This is a genomic window from Enterobacter sp. SES19 (assembly GCF_011765665.1).
In the GTDB taxonomy this organism is placed as follows: domain Bacteria; phylum Pseudomonadota; class Gammaproteobacteria; order Enterobacterales; family Enterobacteriaceae; genus Enterobacter; species Enterobacter pseudoroggenkampii.
This window is the reverse complement of sequence record NZ_CP050320.1, coordinates 776690-791932: the sequence shown is the minus strand read 5'-3', so window position 1 is coordinate 791932 and position 15243 is coordinate 776690. Positions and strand designations below refer to the sequence as shown.

Genomic DNA, 15243 nt, shown 5'->3' with positions numbered 1-15243 from the left:
ATCAGCCCGCCTGGTCCAGAATGCGTACGACTAACTGCGAGAAACTCATCCCCGCCTGACGCGCAGCCATCGGCACAAGGCTGTGACTGGTCATTCCCGGAGAGGTATTGGCTTCCAGCAAATAAAATTGCCCATCACTGTCCTGCATCACGTCGATGCGTCCCCAGCCTCGGCAACCCAGAACATGCCAGGCTTTAAGCACCAGGGACTGTAAATCTGCTTCACGCTCGGCTTCAAGACCACAAGGGCAGAAATATTGCGTCTCATCAGAGAGATACTTCGCCTCATAATCATAGAAGACTCCAGCGGGTTGGATGCGGATTGACGGTAAAATTTCTTCGCCAAGCATCGCGACGGTAAATTCTGGCCCGCTGAGCCATTTTTCAATCAGAACTTCTTCATCATGTTGAAATGCCAGTGCTAAAGCGGACGAAAGATCTTCAGCTTTGTCGACTTTGGACATTCCCACACTGGAGCCTTCCCGGCTGGGCTTTACAATAACCGGTAAGCCCAGTTCAGCAATGCGTGTATTAACGCTATCCGGCAGGCCCAATTCAAATTCGCGACGCGTCAGCGCAACCCATGGCGCAACGGGTAACCCCGCGCCCTGCCACAGGAGTTTGCTGCGCAGTTTATCCATAGAGATAGCGGAGGCCATCACGCCGCTGCCGGTGTACGGCATGCCGATCAAATCCAGAAGCCCCTGCAGGGTGCCATCTTCACCGCCGCGACCATGCAAAGCGATAAAGACTTTATCGAAGCCCATGGCTTTTAATTGCGTCACGTCGACCTCTTTTGGGTCGACCAGGTGCGCATTGACGCCCCCTTCACGCAGGCCCGCGAGCACAGCCGCGCCGGAATTCAGGGAAACCTCACGCTCGGCGGAGGTGCCGCCAGACAGGACAGCAATCTTATCAGCCATGATGCTCATCCTCCTGAGTTTGCGGCTTCAGTTTGATTTCAGCTAAGGTACGGGCGATTTTGCCGATATTTCCCGCGCCCTGAATCAGAATCAAATCGTTACCTGTCAGGACCGGAGCCAGAATTTCCGCCACCTGTGCAGGGTCAGAAACCAGAATAGGGTCAACTTTACCGCGTCCACGGATGGTGCGACATAAAGAACGACTGTCTGCGCCCGGAATCGGAGTTTCACCCGCTGAATAAACATCCAGCATTAACAGTGTATCGACCTGTGAAAGGACGCTGGCGAAATCGTCGTACAGATCGCGCGTACGCGTGAAGCGGTGCGGCTGGAAGATCATCACCAGATTCTTGTCAGGCCAGCCTGCACGTGCGGCTTTAATGGTGGCGTCCACTTCGGTCGGATGGTGGCCGTAGTCGTCCACCAGCATCGCTGTGCCGGCTTTACCGTTCACGGCGTCCAGCGGGAATTCACCGAGGAAGTCGAAACGACGGCCGGTGCCCTGGAAGCTTTCCAGCGCGCGCAGAATCGCATCATCATCAATGCCTTCTTCGGTCGCGACGGCCACTGCCGCTGCGGCATTGAGGGCGTTATGGCGACCTGGCGCATTCAGCGTGACGTGCAGCAGTTCTTTGTCCTGACGCGCCAGCGTGAAATGCCCCTGCGCACCAATCTGTTTGTACTCTTCCACGCGAACGTCAGCGTCTTCGCTGAAGCCGTAAGTGGTGATTTGACGACCCACGCGCGGCAGCAGCTCGCGGATCACCGGATCGTCTACGCACATCACCGCGCGTCCATAGAACGGCAGGTTGTGCAGGAAGTTGATGAAGGTCTGCTTTAGGTTTTCGAAGTCGCCCTGGTAGGTATCCATATGGTCAGCTTCGATGTTAGTGACAATCGCCACCATCGGCTGCAGGTGCAGGAACGACGCGTCGCTCTCATCCGCTTCGGCAATCAGATAACGGCTGTGGCCCAGACGCGCATGTACGCCTGCGGCTTTGACCAGACCGCCGTTGACGAAGGTCGGATCGAGGCCCGCTTCCGCATAAATACTGGAGACCATCGCCGTGGTCGTGGTTTTACCGTGGGTCCCGGCAATAGCGATGCCGTGACGGAAACGCATCAGTTCCGCCAGCATTTCTGCACGGCGGATCACCGGAATGCGCGCTTCATGCGCGGCAACGATTTCCGGATTGTCAGAGGAGATGGCGCTTGAGACCACCACCACGCTCGCATCGCGCACGTTTTCCGGACGATGGTTGAAATAGATAGTCGCCCCAAGCGACGCCAGCTGCTGCGTAACAGGGTTTGGCGCCAGGTCAGACCCGCTGATCTGATAGCCTTCGTTAGCTAACACTTCGGCAATACCGCCCATGCCAGCACCACCGATGCCAACAAAGTGAATGTGCCGGACGCGACGCATCTCGGGCACGATTGAACGCAGTTTTGCCAGTTGTTGTGTATTCATTCTCTAAACGCCATCGACTACTTAAAATTCGTGCCGCGCTTCACGCGCTGCGAGGGTTAAGCCTGGGCTGCCAGGCTCACTTCTTTTGCCACCCGTTCCGTCGCATCAGGGATAGCGGCCGCGCGCGCGCGTTGCGCCATCTCCAGCAGTGCGTCTCTGTTCCAGCCCGCCAGGGTGGTGGCGACCGCGTCGGCGGTAAATTGTGGCTGTTCAAAAATTTTCGCCGCGCCAGCTTTCTCAAGCGGCAACGCATTCCAGTACTGCTGTCGGTCTTTGTGCTGGAACGGCACAAACAGGGCAGGCAGACCGGCGGCGGCGATCTCGCTCACCGTCAGGGCGCCTGAACGACAGACCACGACATCGGCCCAGGCATACGCTGCCGCCATGTCGTCGATAAACTCGGTGACTTTATGCTGCGGCTGACCTTCGTCTGCATAAGCCTGCTCAACGGTCTGCTGAGCACCTTTTCCGCTCTGGTGCCAGATCGTCACGGCATCCCCCAGCTTTGCGGCAACCTGCGGCATCGTCTGGTTTAAGATACGCGCGCCCTGAGAGCCGCCGACGACCAGTACACGCACCGGCCCTTCACGGCCCGTCAGGCGAGCGTCCGGCAGCGGCAGCGCCAGCACGTCCACACGCACCGGGTTACCTACCACGTCCGCTTTCGGGAACGCGCCGGGAAACGCCTGCATAACTTTGGTGGCGATTTTCGCCAGCCACTTGTTGGTCAGACCGGCAATACCGTTCTGCTCATGCAGCACAACGGGAATACCTAACGACCACGCCGCCAGCCCGCCAGGACCCGAGACATAGCCGCCCATGCCCAGCACCACATCCGGCTTAAAGCGCTTCATGATGGTGCGCGCCTGACGCCAGGCGTTAAAAATACGCACCGGTGCCAGCAGCATTGCCTTGAGGCCTTTGCCCCGAAGGCCGGAAATACGAATAAAGTCGATCTCGATACCGTGCTTCGGTACCAGATCGGCTTCCATGCGGTCTGCGGTTCCCAGCCAGCGTACCTGCCAGCCCTGATCCATTAAATGGTGCGCAACCGCCAGTCCCGGGAACACGTGTCCGCCGGTACCGCCTGCCATCACCATTAACCGCTTCGGTTGATTCATCGTGAACCTCGTGTAAACGCCTGGGCTTTTTCCAGACGCGTCTCATAATCTATACGCAACAAAAACATGATGGCCGTCGACATAATCAACAGACTGGAACCACCATAACTGATCAACGGCAACGTCAGACCTTTGGTCGGCAGCATACCCGCTGCGGCCCCGACGTTAACCAATGCCTGGAAGCTAAACCAGATACCAATTGAACAGGCTAAGAATCCTGAGAAGCGGTGATCGATCTCCAGCGCTTTCCGGCCGATGGACATGGCGCGGAAAGCGACGAAGAATACCATTAATAGCGCTAATACCACACCGATATAACCCAGTTCTTCCGCAATAATGGAGAAGATGAAGTCAGTGTGCGCTTCCGGTAAATACTCCAGTTTCTGTACCGAGTTACCCAGACCCTGTCCCCAGACTTCACCGCGACCAAAGGCCATCAGCGACTGAGTCAGCTGATAACCGCTGCCGAACGGATCTTCCCACGGGTTCCAGAACGAGGTTACACGGCGAATACGGTAAGGCTCGGCGAGGATCAGCAGCACAACCGCCGAAATCCCCATTCCGATGATAGCGATGAACTGCCACAGCTTCGCGCCCGCCAGGAACAGCATCGCCAGGGTGGTAACGAACAGCACGACAACGGTACCGAGGTCAGGCTGCGCCAGCAGTAATACCGCCAGCACCAGAATCACGCCCATCGGTTTTAAGAAGCCGCGCAGGTTGTTACGCACTTCATCTACCTTACGCACCAGGTAGTTAGCCAGGTAGCAGAATAGGGAGAGCTTGGTAAATTCCGCAGGTTGAATACGCAGCGGGCCAAAGGCGATCCAGCGCGATGCCCCGTTAACAGAGCTCCCCACCACCAGTACGATCAGCAGCATAATAATCGAGGCGATCAGCATCGCCGTACTGTGCCGCTGCCAGAACTCCATTGGCAGACGCAAGGTCACCAGCGCCAGGCAAAACGCCAGGATGATGTACAGACCATCACGCTTGGCAAACAGGAAAGGATCGTTCGCCAGACGCTGCCCGACAGGCATTGAGGCTGACGTCACCATAATAAAGCCGACCGCTGCCAGCCCCATCGTGAGCCAGAACAGCGTGCGATCGTACATGACCAGGCTATCGTTATCTTTTTGACGAGAGCCCATCACCCAGCCTTTGAGTGCCGCAAACAACCACACCAGGATCCCAAATCCTGGCAGGCGCGGCATTTTCAGGCGAGGGAGAGATAAACGCATCAGCCTAACTCCTTCGCCAGGCGGGTAAAGACATCACCACGCTGTTCGAAATTCTTGAATTGATCGAGGCTGGCGCAGGCCGGAGAGAGCAGCACCATATCGCCTGGCTTCACGCGAGGAGCAATCAGCCGCATCGCCTGTTCCATGGTTTCGGTTTGCTCGGCGACCTCAGGGCGCAGTGCAGCCAGCTCGCTGCCGTCACGGCCGAAGCAGTACAGACGGACGTTATCACCGGAAAGATACGGTTTCAGGGAGGAGAAATCCGCTGATTTACCGTCGCCGCCCAGCAGCAAATGCAGCGTGCCGTCAACGTGCAGGCCGTTCAGCGCGGCCTCCGTGCTGCCCACGTTGGTGGCTTTAGAATCGTTGATCCAGCGTACGCCGTTGTGCTCCAGCGCCAGCTGGAAACGGTGTGCCAGCCCAGAAAACGTGGTTAATGCTTTCAGGCTGGAGGAGCGTGGCAACCCTACTGCATCTGCCAGCGCCAGCGCCGCCAGGGCATTGGTATAGTTGTGCTGACCAGTGAGCTTCATCTCTTTCACGTTCAGCACTTTCTCACCCTTCACGCGCAGCCAGGTTTCGCCCAGCTGGCGGTTCAGGTGGTAATCCCCCATCGTAATACCGAAGCTGATGCAGCGATCGTCTGCGCCACGCACCGGCATGGTCAGCGCATCATCGGCATTCACTACGCAGACTTTGGCATTCTCATAAACGCGCAGCTTGGCGGCACGGTACTGCTGCAGACCAAATGGATATCTGTCCATGTGATCTTCAGTCACGTTGAGGATTGTCGCAGCCGCAGCGTGCAGGCTGGAGGTTGTTTCCAGCTGGAAGCTGGAAAGCTCGAGAACATACAGCTCACAGCCTTTGTCCAGCAGCATCAGAGCGGGTAAACCAATGTTACCGCCAACGCCGACGTTCATGCCCGCCGCTTTCGCCATTTCACCCACCAGGGTAGTGACGGTGCTTTTACCGTTAGAACCGGTAATGGCGATAACGGGCGCCTGCGCTTCGCGGCAGAACAGCTCAATATCGCCGATAATCTCAACGCCCGCATCCGCGGCAGCGCTCAGTGAAGGATGCGCCAGCGCCATTCCCGGGCTGGCGACAATCAGATCGGCTGCCAGCAGCCAGTCATCATTCAGACCACCAAGGTGGCGTTCAACCTGTTCAGGCAGTTTGTCCAGACCCGGCGGAGAGACACGCGTATCCATCACGCGCGGCGTCACGCCACGCGCGAGGAAAAAGTCCACGCAGGAGAGTCCCGTAAGACCCAACCCGATGATAACGACTTTTTTGCCCTGGTAATCTGCCATGATTAACGTACCTTCAGCGTTGCCAGGCCAATCAGCACCAGCATCAGCGAAATAATCCAGAAGCGCACAATCACGCGCGGCTCCGGCCAGCCTTTCAGTTCATAGTGGTGGTGAATCGGCGCCATACGGAAGATGCGCTGACCGCGCAGCTTGAAGGAACCGACCTGCAAAATCACCGACAGGGTTTCAACCACAAACACACCGCCCATGATCACCAGCAGGAACTCCTGACGCAGCAGTACGGCGATAATGCCGAGCGCACCGCCCAAAGCCAGAGAACCGACGTCCCCCATAAAGACCTGCGCCGGATAAGTGTTGAACCACAGGAAGCCCAGCCCCGCGCCGACAATCGCCGTACAGACGATCACCAGCTCACCCGCGTGGCGCAGATAAGGGATGTGCAGGTAGTTCGCAAAGTTCATGTTACCGGTCGCCCATGCCACCAGCGCAAAACCGGCGGCGACAAAGACGGTTGGCATAATGGCCAGGCCATCCAGACCGTCGGTCAGGTTTACGGCGTTGCCGGTACCGACAATCACAAAGTAGGCCAGCAGGATGTAGAACAGCCCCAGTTGTGGCATCACGTCCTTAAAGAACGGCACGACCAGCTCGGTGGCTGGCGTATCTTTCCCGGCCAGATACAGCGCGAAGGCCACGCCCAGCGCAATCACCGACATCCAGAAATATTTCCAGCGGGCAATCAGGCCTTTGGTGTCTTTACGAACAACTTTGCGGTAATCATCCACAAAACCGATGATCCCGTAACCCACCAGTACCGTCAGAACGCACCAGACGTACGGGTTGGAGGGATAGGCCCACAGCAGCACGGAAACGACGATGGCGGTCAGGATCATGATCCCGCCCATGGTCGGCGTGCCGCGTTTGCTGAAGTGCGATTCCGGACCGTCGTTACGTACAACCTGACCGAAAGAGAGTTTTTGCAGACGGGCAATCATGCGCGGGCCCATCCACAACGAGATGAACAGCGCAGTCAGCAGGCTGACGATGGCGCGAAACGTCAGATATGAAAAGACGTTAAAGCCTGAATAATATTTGACCAAATGTTCGGCCAGCCAAACTAACATGTCCCGTTCTCCTGTAATGCGTGCACAACCTCTTCCATGGCGGCACTACGTGAACCTTTCACTAACACAGTCACAATTTGTTTTTCTGCAATCAACGCTTTGAGGCGCTCTATCAACGCGGCTTTGTCAGCAAAATGCTCGCCAACGCCGCTGGCATAGCTAATCGCCTGGCTCAGTTTTCCTGCGCTCAGCACACAGTCCAGCCCCGCCGCTTTCGCCGCTTCACCGACCTGGGTATGACAGGCTTCGCTTTCGTCGCCCAGCTCTGCCATATCGCCAACTACCATGATGCGATAGCCCGGCATTTCAGATAACACCTGCACTGCCGCCGTCATCGAGCCAACGTTCGCGTTGTAGGAGTCATCCAGCAGCAGCTTATTTTCCGAAAGCTGAATCGGGAACAGACGTCCCGGCACGGCTTTCAGGTTCGCCAGCCCGGTTTTAATCGCTTCATGCGACGCGCCCACCGCCGTCGACAACGCCGCCGCCGCAAGCGCATTGGCGATGTTATGGCGCCCCGGCAGCGGCAGCAGCACATCGACACCACCCGTTGGGGTGGTGAGGGTGAATTCTGTGCCGTGCGACGTCACGTGGATATTGGTCGCGGTAAAATCACTGTTGACCGCATTCGGCGAGAAGCGCCAGGTTTTACGCGAACCAATAATGCTCTGCCAGTTCAGCCAGTCGTTGTTATCGGCGTTCAGGATGGCGATACCGTCATCCGGCAGGCCGGTGTAAATCTCACCTTTGGCTTTTGCTACGCCTTCCAGCGAGCCAAAGCCTTCCAGATGCGCAGCCGCGAGGTTATTCACCAGTGCGGCTTCCGGGCGAGTCAGGCTCACGGTCCAGGCGATTTCGCCCTGGTGGTTTGCCCCTAACTCGATCACCGCAAATTCATGTTCTTTGGTCAGGCGGAGTAATGTCATCGGCACGCCGATGTCATTATTGAGGTTGCCCGCGGTATAAAGCGTATTCCCGCACTGGCTGAGGATCGCCGCCGTCATCTCTTTCACCGACGTCTTGCCTGATGATCCCGTCAGGGCGACAACGCGCGCAGGGACCTGCTGACGGACCCAGGCGGCCAGCTCACCGAACGCGAGACGCGTATCTTTCACCACAATTTGCGGCAGATCGATATCCAGCTTGCGGCTGACCAGCAGCGCACCGGCGCCGTTCTCTTTGGCCTGTTCAGCAAAATCATGCGCGTCAAAACGCTCGCCTTTCAGCGCCACAAACAGACAGCCTGCGGAGATTTTGCGGGTGTCCGTCGTGACGGCATCAATCGTCAGGTCTTGCCCGTGCAGGTCGCCCTGCAGAATGGCAGCGGCCTGGCTTAACGTGATGCTAATCATGCCACGACTCCCAGCAGACGTGCTGCCGTTACGCGGTCCGAGTAGTCCAGACGGCGATTGCCAACGATCTGATAATCTTCATGGCCTTTACCCGCCAGCAGGACAACATCATTCTCCCGCGCCTGCATGATGGTGTTAGTCACGGCTTCCGCACGGCCTTCCACCACGCGAGCGCGGCCCGCGTCCAGCATGCCCGCCAGAATGTCATTGATGATGGCGCGCGGCTCTTCCGTACGCGGGTTGTCATCGGTGACTACCGGAATATCTGCAAACTGCTCGGCAATAGCCCCCATCAGCGGGCGTTTGCCTTTGTCGCGATCGCCGCCGCAGCCAAACACGCACCAGAGCTTCCCTGTGCAGTGCAGGCGCGCCGCTTCCAGCGCTTTTTCCAGCGCGTCCGGCGTGTGGGCATAATCAACCACAACGGTCGGTTTGCCCGGCGCGCTGAACACTTCCATACGGCCGCAAACCGGCTGCAGCCGCGCTGAGGTTTTCAGCAGCTCAGCCATTGGATACCCCAGCGCGAGCAGCGTCGCCAGCGCCAGCAGCAGGTTGCTGACGTTAAACGCGCCCATCAGGCGGCTTTCAATTTCGCCTTCACCCCAGGAAGAGGCAAAGCGGATTGTCGCCCCACTGTCGTGGTAATTCACTTCAACCGCCTTCAGCCAGCGGCCGTGGCAGTTTGGATTGATATGGTCTTCCATCGACACTGCAACCGCATCCGGCAGCTTCGCCAGCCAGCGGCGGCCCACTTCGTCGTCGGCGTTGATGATGGCTTGTCCGTAATGGTGAGTAGAGAACAGCAGCCATTTCGCGGCTTCGTAATGCTCCATATCACCATGATAATCAAGATGATCGCGGCTCAGATTGGTAAACACGGAAGCGGCAAATTTCAGCGCCGCGACGCGGTGCTGTACCAGACCGTGCGAAGAGACTTCCATCGCAGCAAAGGTTGCCCCCTGCCCTGCCAGACCGGCAAGCACATGCTGTACGTCTACCGCGGAACCGGTGGTGTTTTCCGTCGGGCTCACTTTGCCCAGCAGGCCATTACCCACGGTCCCCATCACCGCACCGGTTTCACCCAGCAGCTGGGCCCACTGCGCCATCAGCTGCGTGGTGGTGGTTTTACCGTTGGTACCCGTCACGCCAACCAGGCGCAGCTGGTCGGAAGGTTCGTGATAAAAACGCCCCGCCAGTGCGGAAAGACGCTCGTTTAACTGGCTGAGATAGATAACCGGCACCCCGTGCATTTCACGGATCTCACCGTCGGTTGCCTCATCTTTAGCCTCAGCAATAATGGCAGCCACACCTTGCGCAATCGCCTGCGGGATATAACGACGCCCGTCCGCCTGATGACCGACCACCGCCACAAAAAGATCGCCAGAAGCAGCCACGCGGCTGTCCAGTATCATCTCTCGCAGTGCTCGCTCCGGTGCATTTGGCACCCACGGAGCGAGAAGGTCGCGCAAATTACGATCTGCCACCTGTACCCTCGCCTTGATTAATTACAAATTCACTTTTTTCGCCCGTCGCCAGCGCATCCGGTTCAATGTTCATGGTACGTAACACGCCGCCCATGATAGCCCCGAACACAGGCGCGGAGACGGCGCCGCCGTAGTATTTACCCGCCTGTGGATCGTTAATCACGACCACCAGCGCAAAACGCGGATTGCTTGCAGGCGCAACGCCTGCGGTATAGGCAATGTATTTGTTGATATAGCGGCCATCAGGCCCCACTTTTTTCGCCGTACCGGTCTTGATAGCGATGCGATAACCTTTGATTGCCGCCTTCACGCCGCCGCCGCCGGGCAGCGCCACGCTTTCCATCATATGAACAACAGTACGGACGGTCGATTCCGGGAAGATACGTTCACCGGGAACCGGTGGATCAACTTTGGTAATCGACAGCGGACGATAAACGCCATAGCTGCCGATCGTTGCGTAGACTCGCGCTAACTGTAACGGTGTCACCATTAGCCCGTAGCCGAAAGAGAAGGTGGCCCTCTCTATGTCAGACCACCGTTGTTTTTGAGGATATAAGCCACTGCGTTCTCCGACCAACCCCAAATTGGTCGCCTTTCCAAGCCCAAAACGTGAGTAAGTCTCTACTAACGCTGAGGACGGCATCGCTAACGCCAGCTTTGAAACACCGACGTTACTCGACTTCTGTAACACCCCGGTCAGGGTCAATTCGCTGTAGCGCGCCACATCTTTGATTTCGTGACCGTTAATTCGGTAAGGAATGGTATTCAGTACGGTATTTTCATTAACGATACCGCGCTGAAGTGCAGTCATGACGACCATCGGCTTAACGGTCGAACCCGGTTCGAACACGTCGGTGATGGTACGGTTACGCATAATATCCTTTTGCGTACCGGTAAGATTGTTAGGGTTGTAGGACGGGCTATTGGCCATCGCCAGCACTTCACCCGTGTTGACATCAACTAACACGGCACTGCCCGATTCCGCTTTGTTAAAGGCCACGGCGTTGTTCAGCTCGCGGTAAACCAGCGCCTGTAACCGCTCATCGATACTCAGCGCAAGGTTGTGTGCTGCCTGGCTGTCCGTTGAGGAAATATCCTCGATCACGCGACCATAGCGGTCTTTACGCACAATGCGCTCACCGGGCTGGCCGGTCAGCCATTTATCAAAGCTTTTTTCAACGCCCTCAATCCCCTGGCTATCAACGTTAGTAAAGCCAATGAGGTGAGCAGTCACTTCGCCGGAGGGATAGTACCGGCGGGATTCTTCGCGCAGATGGATCCCCGGCAGCTTCAATTTTTTGATGTAGTCTGCCATGTCAGGATTCACCTGACGCGCCAGATAGATAAAGCGCCCTCTCGGGTTGGTATTCACGCGTGAAGATAACTGGTCCAGCGGCATCTTCAGCGCATCCGCAAGGGCCTTCCATCGGTTATCAAGCGTGATGCCGCCAGCATCATGCAGTTCTTTCGGATCGGCCCAGATAGCCTTCACCGGCACGCTCACCGCCAGCGGACGACCCGAGCGGTCGGTGATCATCCCACGGGATGTCGACACTTCCTGGACGCGCAGAGAGCGCATATCGCCCTGGCGTACCAGCATGTCAGGGGCGACGATTTGTAGCCAGGCCACGCGTCCGAGCAGGAAACCCAGCGCCAGTAAAATGCAGCCGCAAAGCAACGCAAAACGCCAACTGACAAAGTTGGCCTGTTCTTCCTGACGTTTTGGTTTTAGCGTTTTTGCCGCTGCTTTCATGCGTCGCGTTTTCCCTTATTTTTGTACTACGATATTTTCCTGCGAAGGATCAACATGCTGCAGCTGCAGCTTTTCCGTTGCGATCCGTTCAACCCGGCTATGATCGCCGAGCGCGTTTTCTTCAAGGATCAGATTTCGCCATTCAATATCCAGCGCATCGCGTTCCAGTACCATCTGCTCGCGTTGCGCAGTCAATAAACGTGTATGGTGGGCGGTGGTCACCACCGTAACTGCCGTGACAATGATGCAAATGAACAGACAGAGTGGCAGTTTCCCAAACCGCAAAAGATCGTCGCCGATCACGCCAGGCAAGGCATGGCGCTCGTTGCTTCCTAACGAATCCTTAACTTTGCTTAGGGTCTCTGTCACTCTGCCGATCATGCGTTCGTCCTCTCTGCAACACGCAGCACTGAACTACGGGCGCGTGGATTCTCTGCCACTTCTTCTTCGCCCGGCATCAACTTGCCTAATGCTCGCAACTGACGGCCACCCAGCTTCCTGAGTTGTTCTTCCGTCATCGGCAGCCCCGCTGGCACCTGCGGACCGCGGCTTTGTTCACGCATGAAGCGTTTCACAATACGGTCTTCCAGCGAATGGAAGCTGATGATGGATAACCGCCCACCCGGGGCCAGCACGTCGAGCGAGCTTTTTAGCGCCAGCTCTATTTCCTCCAGTTCACTGTTTACCCAGATGCGAACCGCCTGGAAGGTACGGGTCGCGGGATGTTTGTGCTTATCCTTCACCGGTGTCGCCGCCGCGATCACTTCGGCCAACTCTTTAGTGCGGGTCATTGGCTCAATGCGATTGCGCTCGACGATGGCGCGCGCAATACGTTTGCCAAAGCGCTCTTCGCCGAACGTTTTGATGACCCATGCAATATCGGCTTCGTCAGCGGTCTGTAGCCACTCAGCGGCAGACTGACCGCGCGTCGGGTCCATCCGCATGTCCAGCGGACCATCACGCATAAAGGAGAAACCACGTTCAGCATCATCAAGTTGGGGTGAAGAGACGCCAAGATCGAGAAGAATCCCGTCGATCTTGCCCGTCAGGCCGCGTTCAGCGACATAATCCGCGAGCGCAGAGAAAGGTCCATGCACGATGGAAAAGCGTGGGTCATTGATGGTCTGTGCAACGGCAATAGCCTGCGGATCGCGATCGATTGCCAGCAGACGTCCTTCCTCTCCAAGCTGGGAGAGAATCAAACGTGAGTGACCACCGCGACCAAACGTGCCATCAATGTAGATGCCATCCGGACGAATATTCAGGCCGTTTACGGCCTCGTCCAGTAACACCGTTTTATGTTTATAATTTTCCATCATATTTATAGAGACAAGTCCTGCAGCCGTTCCGATAATGTCGCGGAATCAGACTGCTCAGCGTCGATATCTTCCTTGACCTGTTGATACCAGGTCGTTTCATCCCACAGTTCAAACTTGTTGAACTGCCCGACCAGCATCACTTCTTTGGTCAGACCGGCATGTTGCCGCAACACAGGGGCAATCAGTAATCGCCCTGCGTTATCCATCTGACATTCACTGGCATGTCCCAATAACAGCCGCTGTACGCGGCGTTCCTGCGGGTTCATGCTCGACAGTCGCGACAGCTTTTGCTCAATAATTTCCCATTCAGGCAAGGGGTAAAGCAGCAGGCAGGGGGAGTTAATGTCAATGGTGCAAACCATTTGACCCGCAGCGTTCTCAATCAGCTGGTCGCGGTATCGGGTTGGTACCGATAAACGCCCTTTGCTGTCGAGATTGACTAACGTAGCTCCACGGAACATGCCAGTCTCACCCCTCCTCACCACTTTAACCCACAAATTCCCACCTAAAGGAGTTTACGGAGCGAGGGAAAAGCTTGTCAAGCCAGGACTCTCCATATAAGGACTCGGAAGCCCTCTATTTACAGAGATAAACAGTCCTGGTTAATAACTGCACAACTGGCGAGGCAAAATTAACGTTATGAATATTTGTAAGAAAAAAACCGAATATGCACACTAGCGTTAAAGCTCACTCAATATCATCGCAGATAAATATAAAGTGTCAGTTTGCGACGCGGGCAGCATTTTATGACAGATTCTCAGGGGATAACAGCGCCAGATTCACCCAGGCACCCGGTAAGCGCAGCGGTTGCCACGTAAGCTGGCAAAGGAGGAGGAAAAACGTCTGATTATTCATCGACCGAAAAGGGTTTGTAACAAAATAATACAAAGAATGCCGTTTAAAATCGACCGGACGTTCTTAAAAAGACAATTTAAAAGCCAGAATGAATTAAGAAAAATAGGTGATTAGGATCCCTCAAGAATTATCCTAATTTCTCTCCGGGAATTATCTGCACGAATTATCGCAACAAAAGGGGGCAGATTTCGCCGCCCCGGTCATTTCATTTTTGGCGGCTTAAAATTCCGCGATGGTAGAGATTACGTTTGATACGCGTCAGGCCCGGTTTCGGCTTGCGCGGCTCATCCAGGCTTGCCAGCACAATCTCCAGCACGCGTTCAGCCACATCGCGGTGACGCTGTGCTACCGCCAGCACCGGGCACTGGAGGAAGTCGAGCAGCTCGTTATCCCCGAACGTGGCAATCGCCAGGTCGGAGGGCAGTTTACCTTCCCGGCGTAAGGTCACGTCCATGACGCCCTGCAACAGCGCAAACGACGTGGTGAACAGCGCCTGAGGCATCGGATGCGTTTCCAGCCATTTCTCGAACAGCTGCGCGGCGGCTTCACGCTCGTAGCTGTTGGCATAGAGGTAGTGAACCTCGCGCGGATCGTCTTTCCAGGCGGTTCTGAATCCCTGCTCACGCAGGAAGCTCACAGAAAGCTCGGGCAACGCGCCAAGATACAGCACCGTTTCAGCGGGGAACGTTCTCAACTCTGCGGCCAGCATTTCTGCATCATCCTGATCCGCACCCACGACGCTGGTGAAATGCTCGCGATCGAGCGCGCGATCCAGCGCCACAATTGGGAACGGGTCATTCGCCCAGCGCTGGTAGAACGGATGCTCTGGCGGCAAGGAGGTTGACACGATAATGGCATCCACCTGACGCTGGAGCAGATGCTCAATGCAGCGCATCTCGTTATCGGGCTGGTCTTCTGAGCAGGCAATCAGCAACTGATAGCCGCGCTGACGCGCCTGACGTTCAAGATAGTTGGCGATACGGGTATAGCTGGTGTTTTCCAGGTCAGGGATCACCAGACCAATAGAGCGGGTACGCCCGGCACGCAGACCGGCTGCGACAGCATTCGGATGGTAGTTATGCTCACGAACCACCGCCATAACTTTTTCAACGGTCTTGTCGCTAACACGGTACTGCTTTGCTTTACCGTTAATCACATAGCTGGCCGTTGTTCGTGACACGCCGGCTAGCCGGGCGATTTCATCCAGTTTCACAATTGCCCCTTAAAAAAAGAAAAGAGTCCATGGCCCTGTCAAGGTTATGGTTAAATCTTTTAACATCTAAACGCAGAAAAGCCTTCGCGGCAACCGCTTTTATCTGCGTTGTCG

Annotated in this window: 13 protein-coding genes; all 13 read right to left on the bottom strand. The window is 56.3% G+C overall.

Going from position 1 to position 15243, the window contains the following annotated elements:
- Window position 1: 1 nt before the first annotated feature.
- A complete protein-coding gene (locus GXP72_RS03685; protein WP_032649808.1) occupies window positions 2-922 on the bottom strand; it encodes a D-alanine--D-alanine ligase in 921 nt (306 codons plus the stop codon).
- Window positions 915-2390: a UDP-N-acetylmuramate--L-alanine ligase gene (gene murC, locus GXP72_RS03680; RefSeq protein WP_032649810.1), complete on the bottom strand. Its 1476-nt coding sequence runs from the start codon at window positions 2388-2390 to the stop codon at window positions 915-917. The genes GXP72_RS03685 and murC overlap by 8 nt, the downstream gene beginning before the upstream one ends.
- A 56-nt stretch (window positions 2391-2446) precedes the next feature.
- Window positions 2447-3511, bottom strand: coding sequence for an undecaprenyldiphospho-muramoylpentapeptide beta-N-acetylglucosaminyltransferase (murG, locus tag GXP72_RS03675; protein ID WP_023334504.1), 1065 nt, complete (start codon window positions 3509-3511; stop codon window positions 2447-2449).
- Window positions 3508-4752, bottom strand: a complete 1245-nt coding sequence (ftsW, locus tag GXP72_RS03670) for a cell division protein FtsW (RefSeq protein WP_048989648.1) — start codon at window positions 4750-4752, stop codon at window positions 3508-3510. The genes murG and ftsW overlap by 4 nt, the downstream gene beginning before the upstream one ends.
- Window positions 4752-6068 carry a UDP-N-acetylmuramoyl-L-alanine--D-glutamate ligase gene (murD, locus tag GXP72_RS03665; RefSeq protein WP_024907457.1) on the bottom strand — a complete coding sequence of 439 codons (1317 nt, stop codon included), beginning with the start codon at window positions 6066-6068 and terminating at the stop codon, window positions 4752-4754. The genes ftsW and murD overlap by 1 nt, the downstream gene beginning before the upstream one ends.
- 2 nt (window positions 6069-6070) lie before the next feature.
- On the bottom strand, window positions 6071-7153 hold the full coding sequence (mraY, locus tag GXP72_RS03660) for a phospho-N-acetylmuramoyl-pentapeptide-transferase (RefSeq protein ID WP_008501985.1): 1083 nt from the start codon (window positions 7151-7153) through the stop codon (window positions 6071-6073).
- The gene (gene murF, locus GXP72_RS03655) at window positions 7147-8505 is read right to left on the bottom strand and encodes a UDP-N-acetylmuramoyl-tripeptide--D-alanyl-D-alanine ligase (RefSeq protein ID WP_061715971.1); all 1359 of its coding nucleotides are present in this window, start codon (window positions 8503-8505) and stop codon (window positions 7147-7149) included. Before murF ends, mraY begins: the two co-directional genes overlap by 7 nt.
- Window positions 8502-9989, bottom strand: coding sequence for a UDP-N-acetylmuramoyl-L-alanyl-D-glutamate--2,6-diaminopimelate ligase (murE, locus tag GXP72_RS03650; RefSeq protein ID WP_032649816.1), 1488 nt, complete (start codon window positions 9987-9989; stop codon window positions 8502-8504). Before murE ends, murF begins: the two co-directional genes overlap by 4 nt.
- Complete coding sequence (locus tag GXP72_RS03645; RefSeq protein WP_024907454.1) at window positions 9976-11742, bottom strand: peptidoglycan glycosyltransferase FtsI; 1767 nt, start codon at window positions 11740-11742, stop codon at window positions 9976-9978. The genes murE and GXP72_RS03645 overlap by 14 nt, the downstream gene beginning before the upstream one ends.
- Window positions 11743-11757: 15 nt before the next feature.
- The gene (gene ftsL, locus GXP72_RS03640; RefSeq protein WP_008501989.1) at window positions 11758-12123 is read right to left on the bottom strand and encodes a cell division protein FtsL; all 366 of its coding nucleotides are present in this window, start codon (window positions 12121-12123) and stop codon (window positions 11758-11760) included.
- The gene (gene rsmH / locus GXP72_RS03635) at window positions 12120-13061 is read right to left on the bottom strand and encodes a 16S rRNA (cytosine(1402)-N(4))-methyltransferase RsmH (RefSeq protein ID WP_021240527.1); all 942 of its coding nucleotides are present in this window, start codon (window positions 13059-13061) and stop codon (window positions 12120-12122) included. The genes ftsL and rsmH overlap by 4 nt, the downstream gene beginning before the upstream one ends.
- Window positions 13062-13063: 2 nt before the next feature.
- Window positions 13064-13522, bottom strand: a complete 459-nt coding sequence (mraZ, locus tag GXP72_RS03630) for a division/cell wall cluster transcriptional repressor MraZ (protein WP_021240528.1) — start codon at window positions 13520-13522, stop codon at window positions 13064-13066.
- Between the two features lie 599 nt (window positions 13523-14121).
- Window positions 14122-15129 carry a catabolite repressor/activator gene (gene cra, locus GXP72_RS03625; RefSeq protein ID WP_008501993.1) on the bottom strand — a complete coding sequence of 336 codons (1008 nt, stop codon included), beginning with the start codon at window positions 15127-15129 and terminating at the stop codon, window positions 14122-14124.
- Between the last annotated feature and the right edge of the window lie 114 nt (window positions 15130-15243).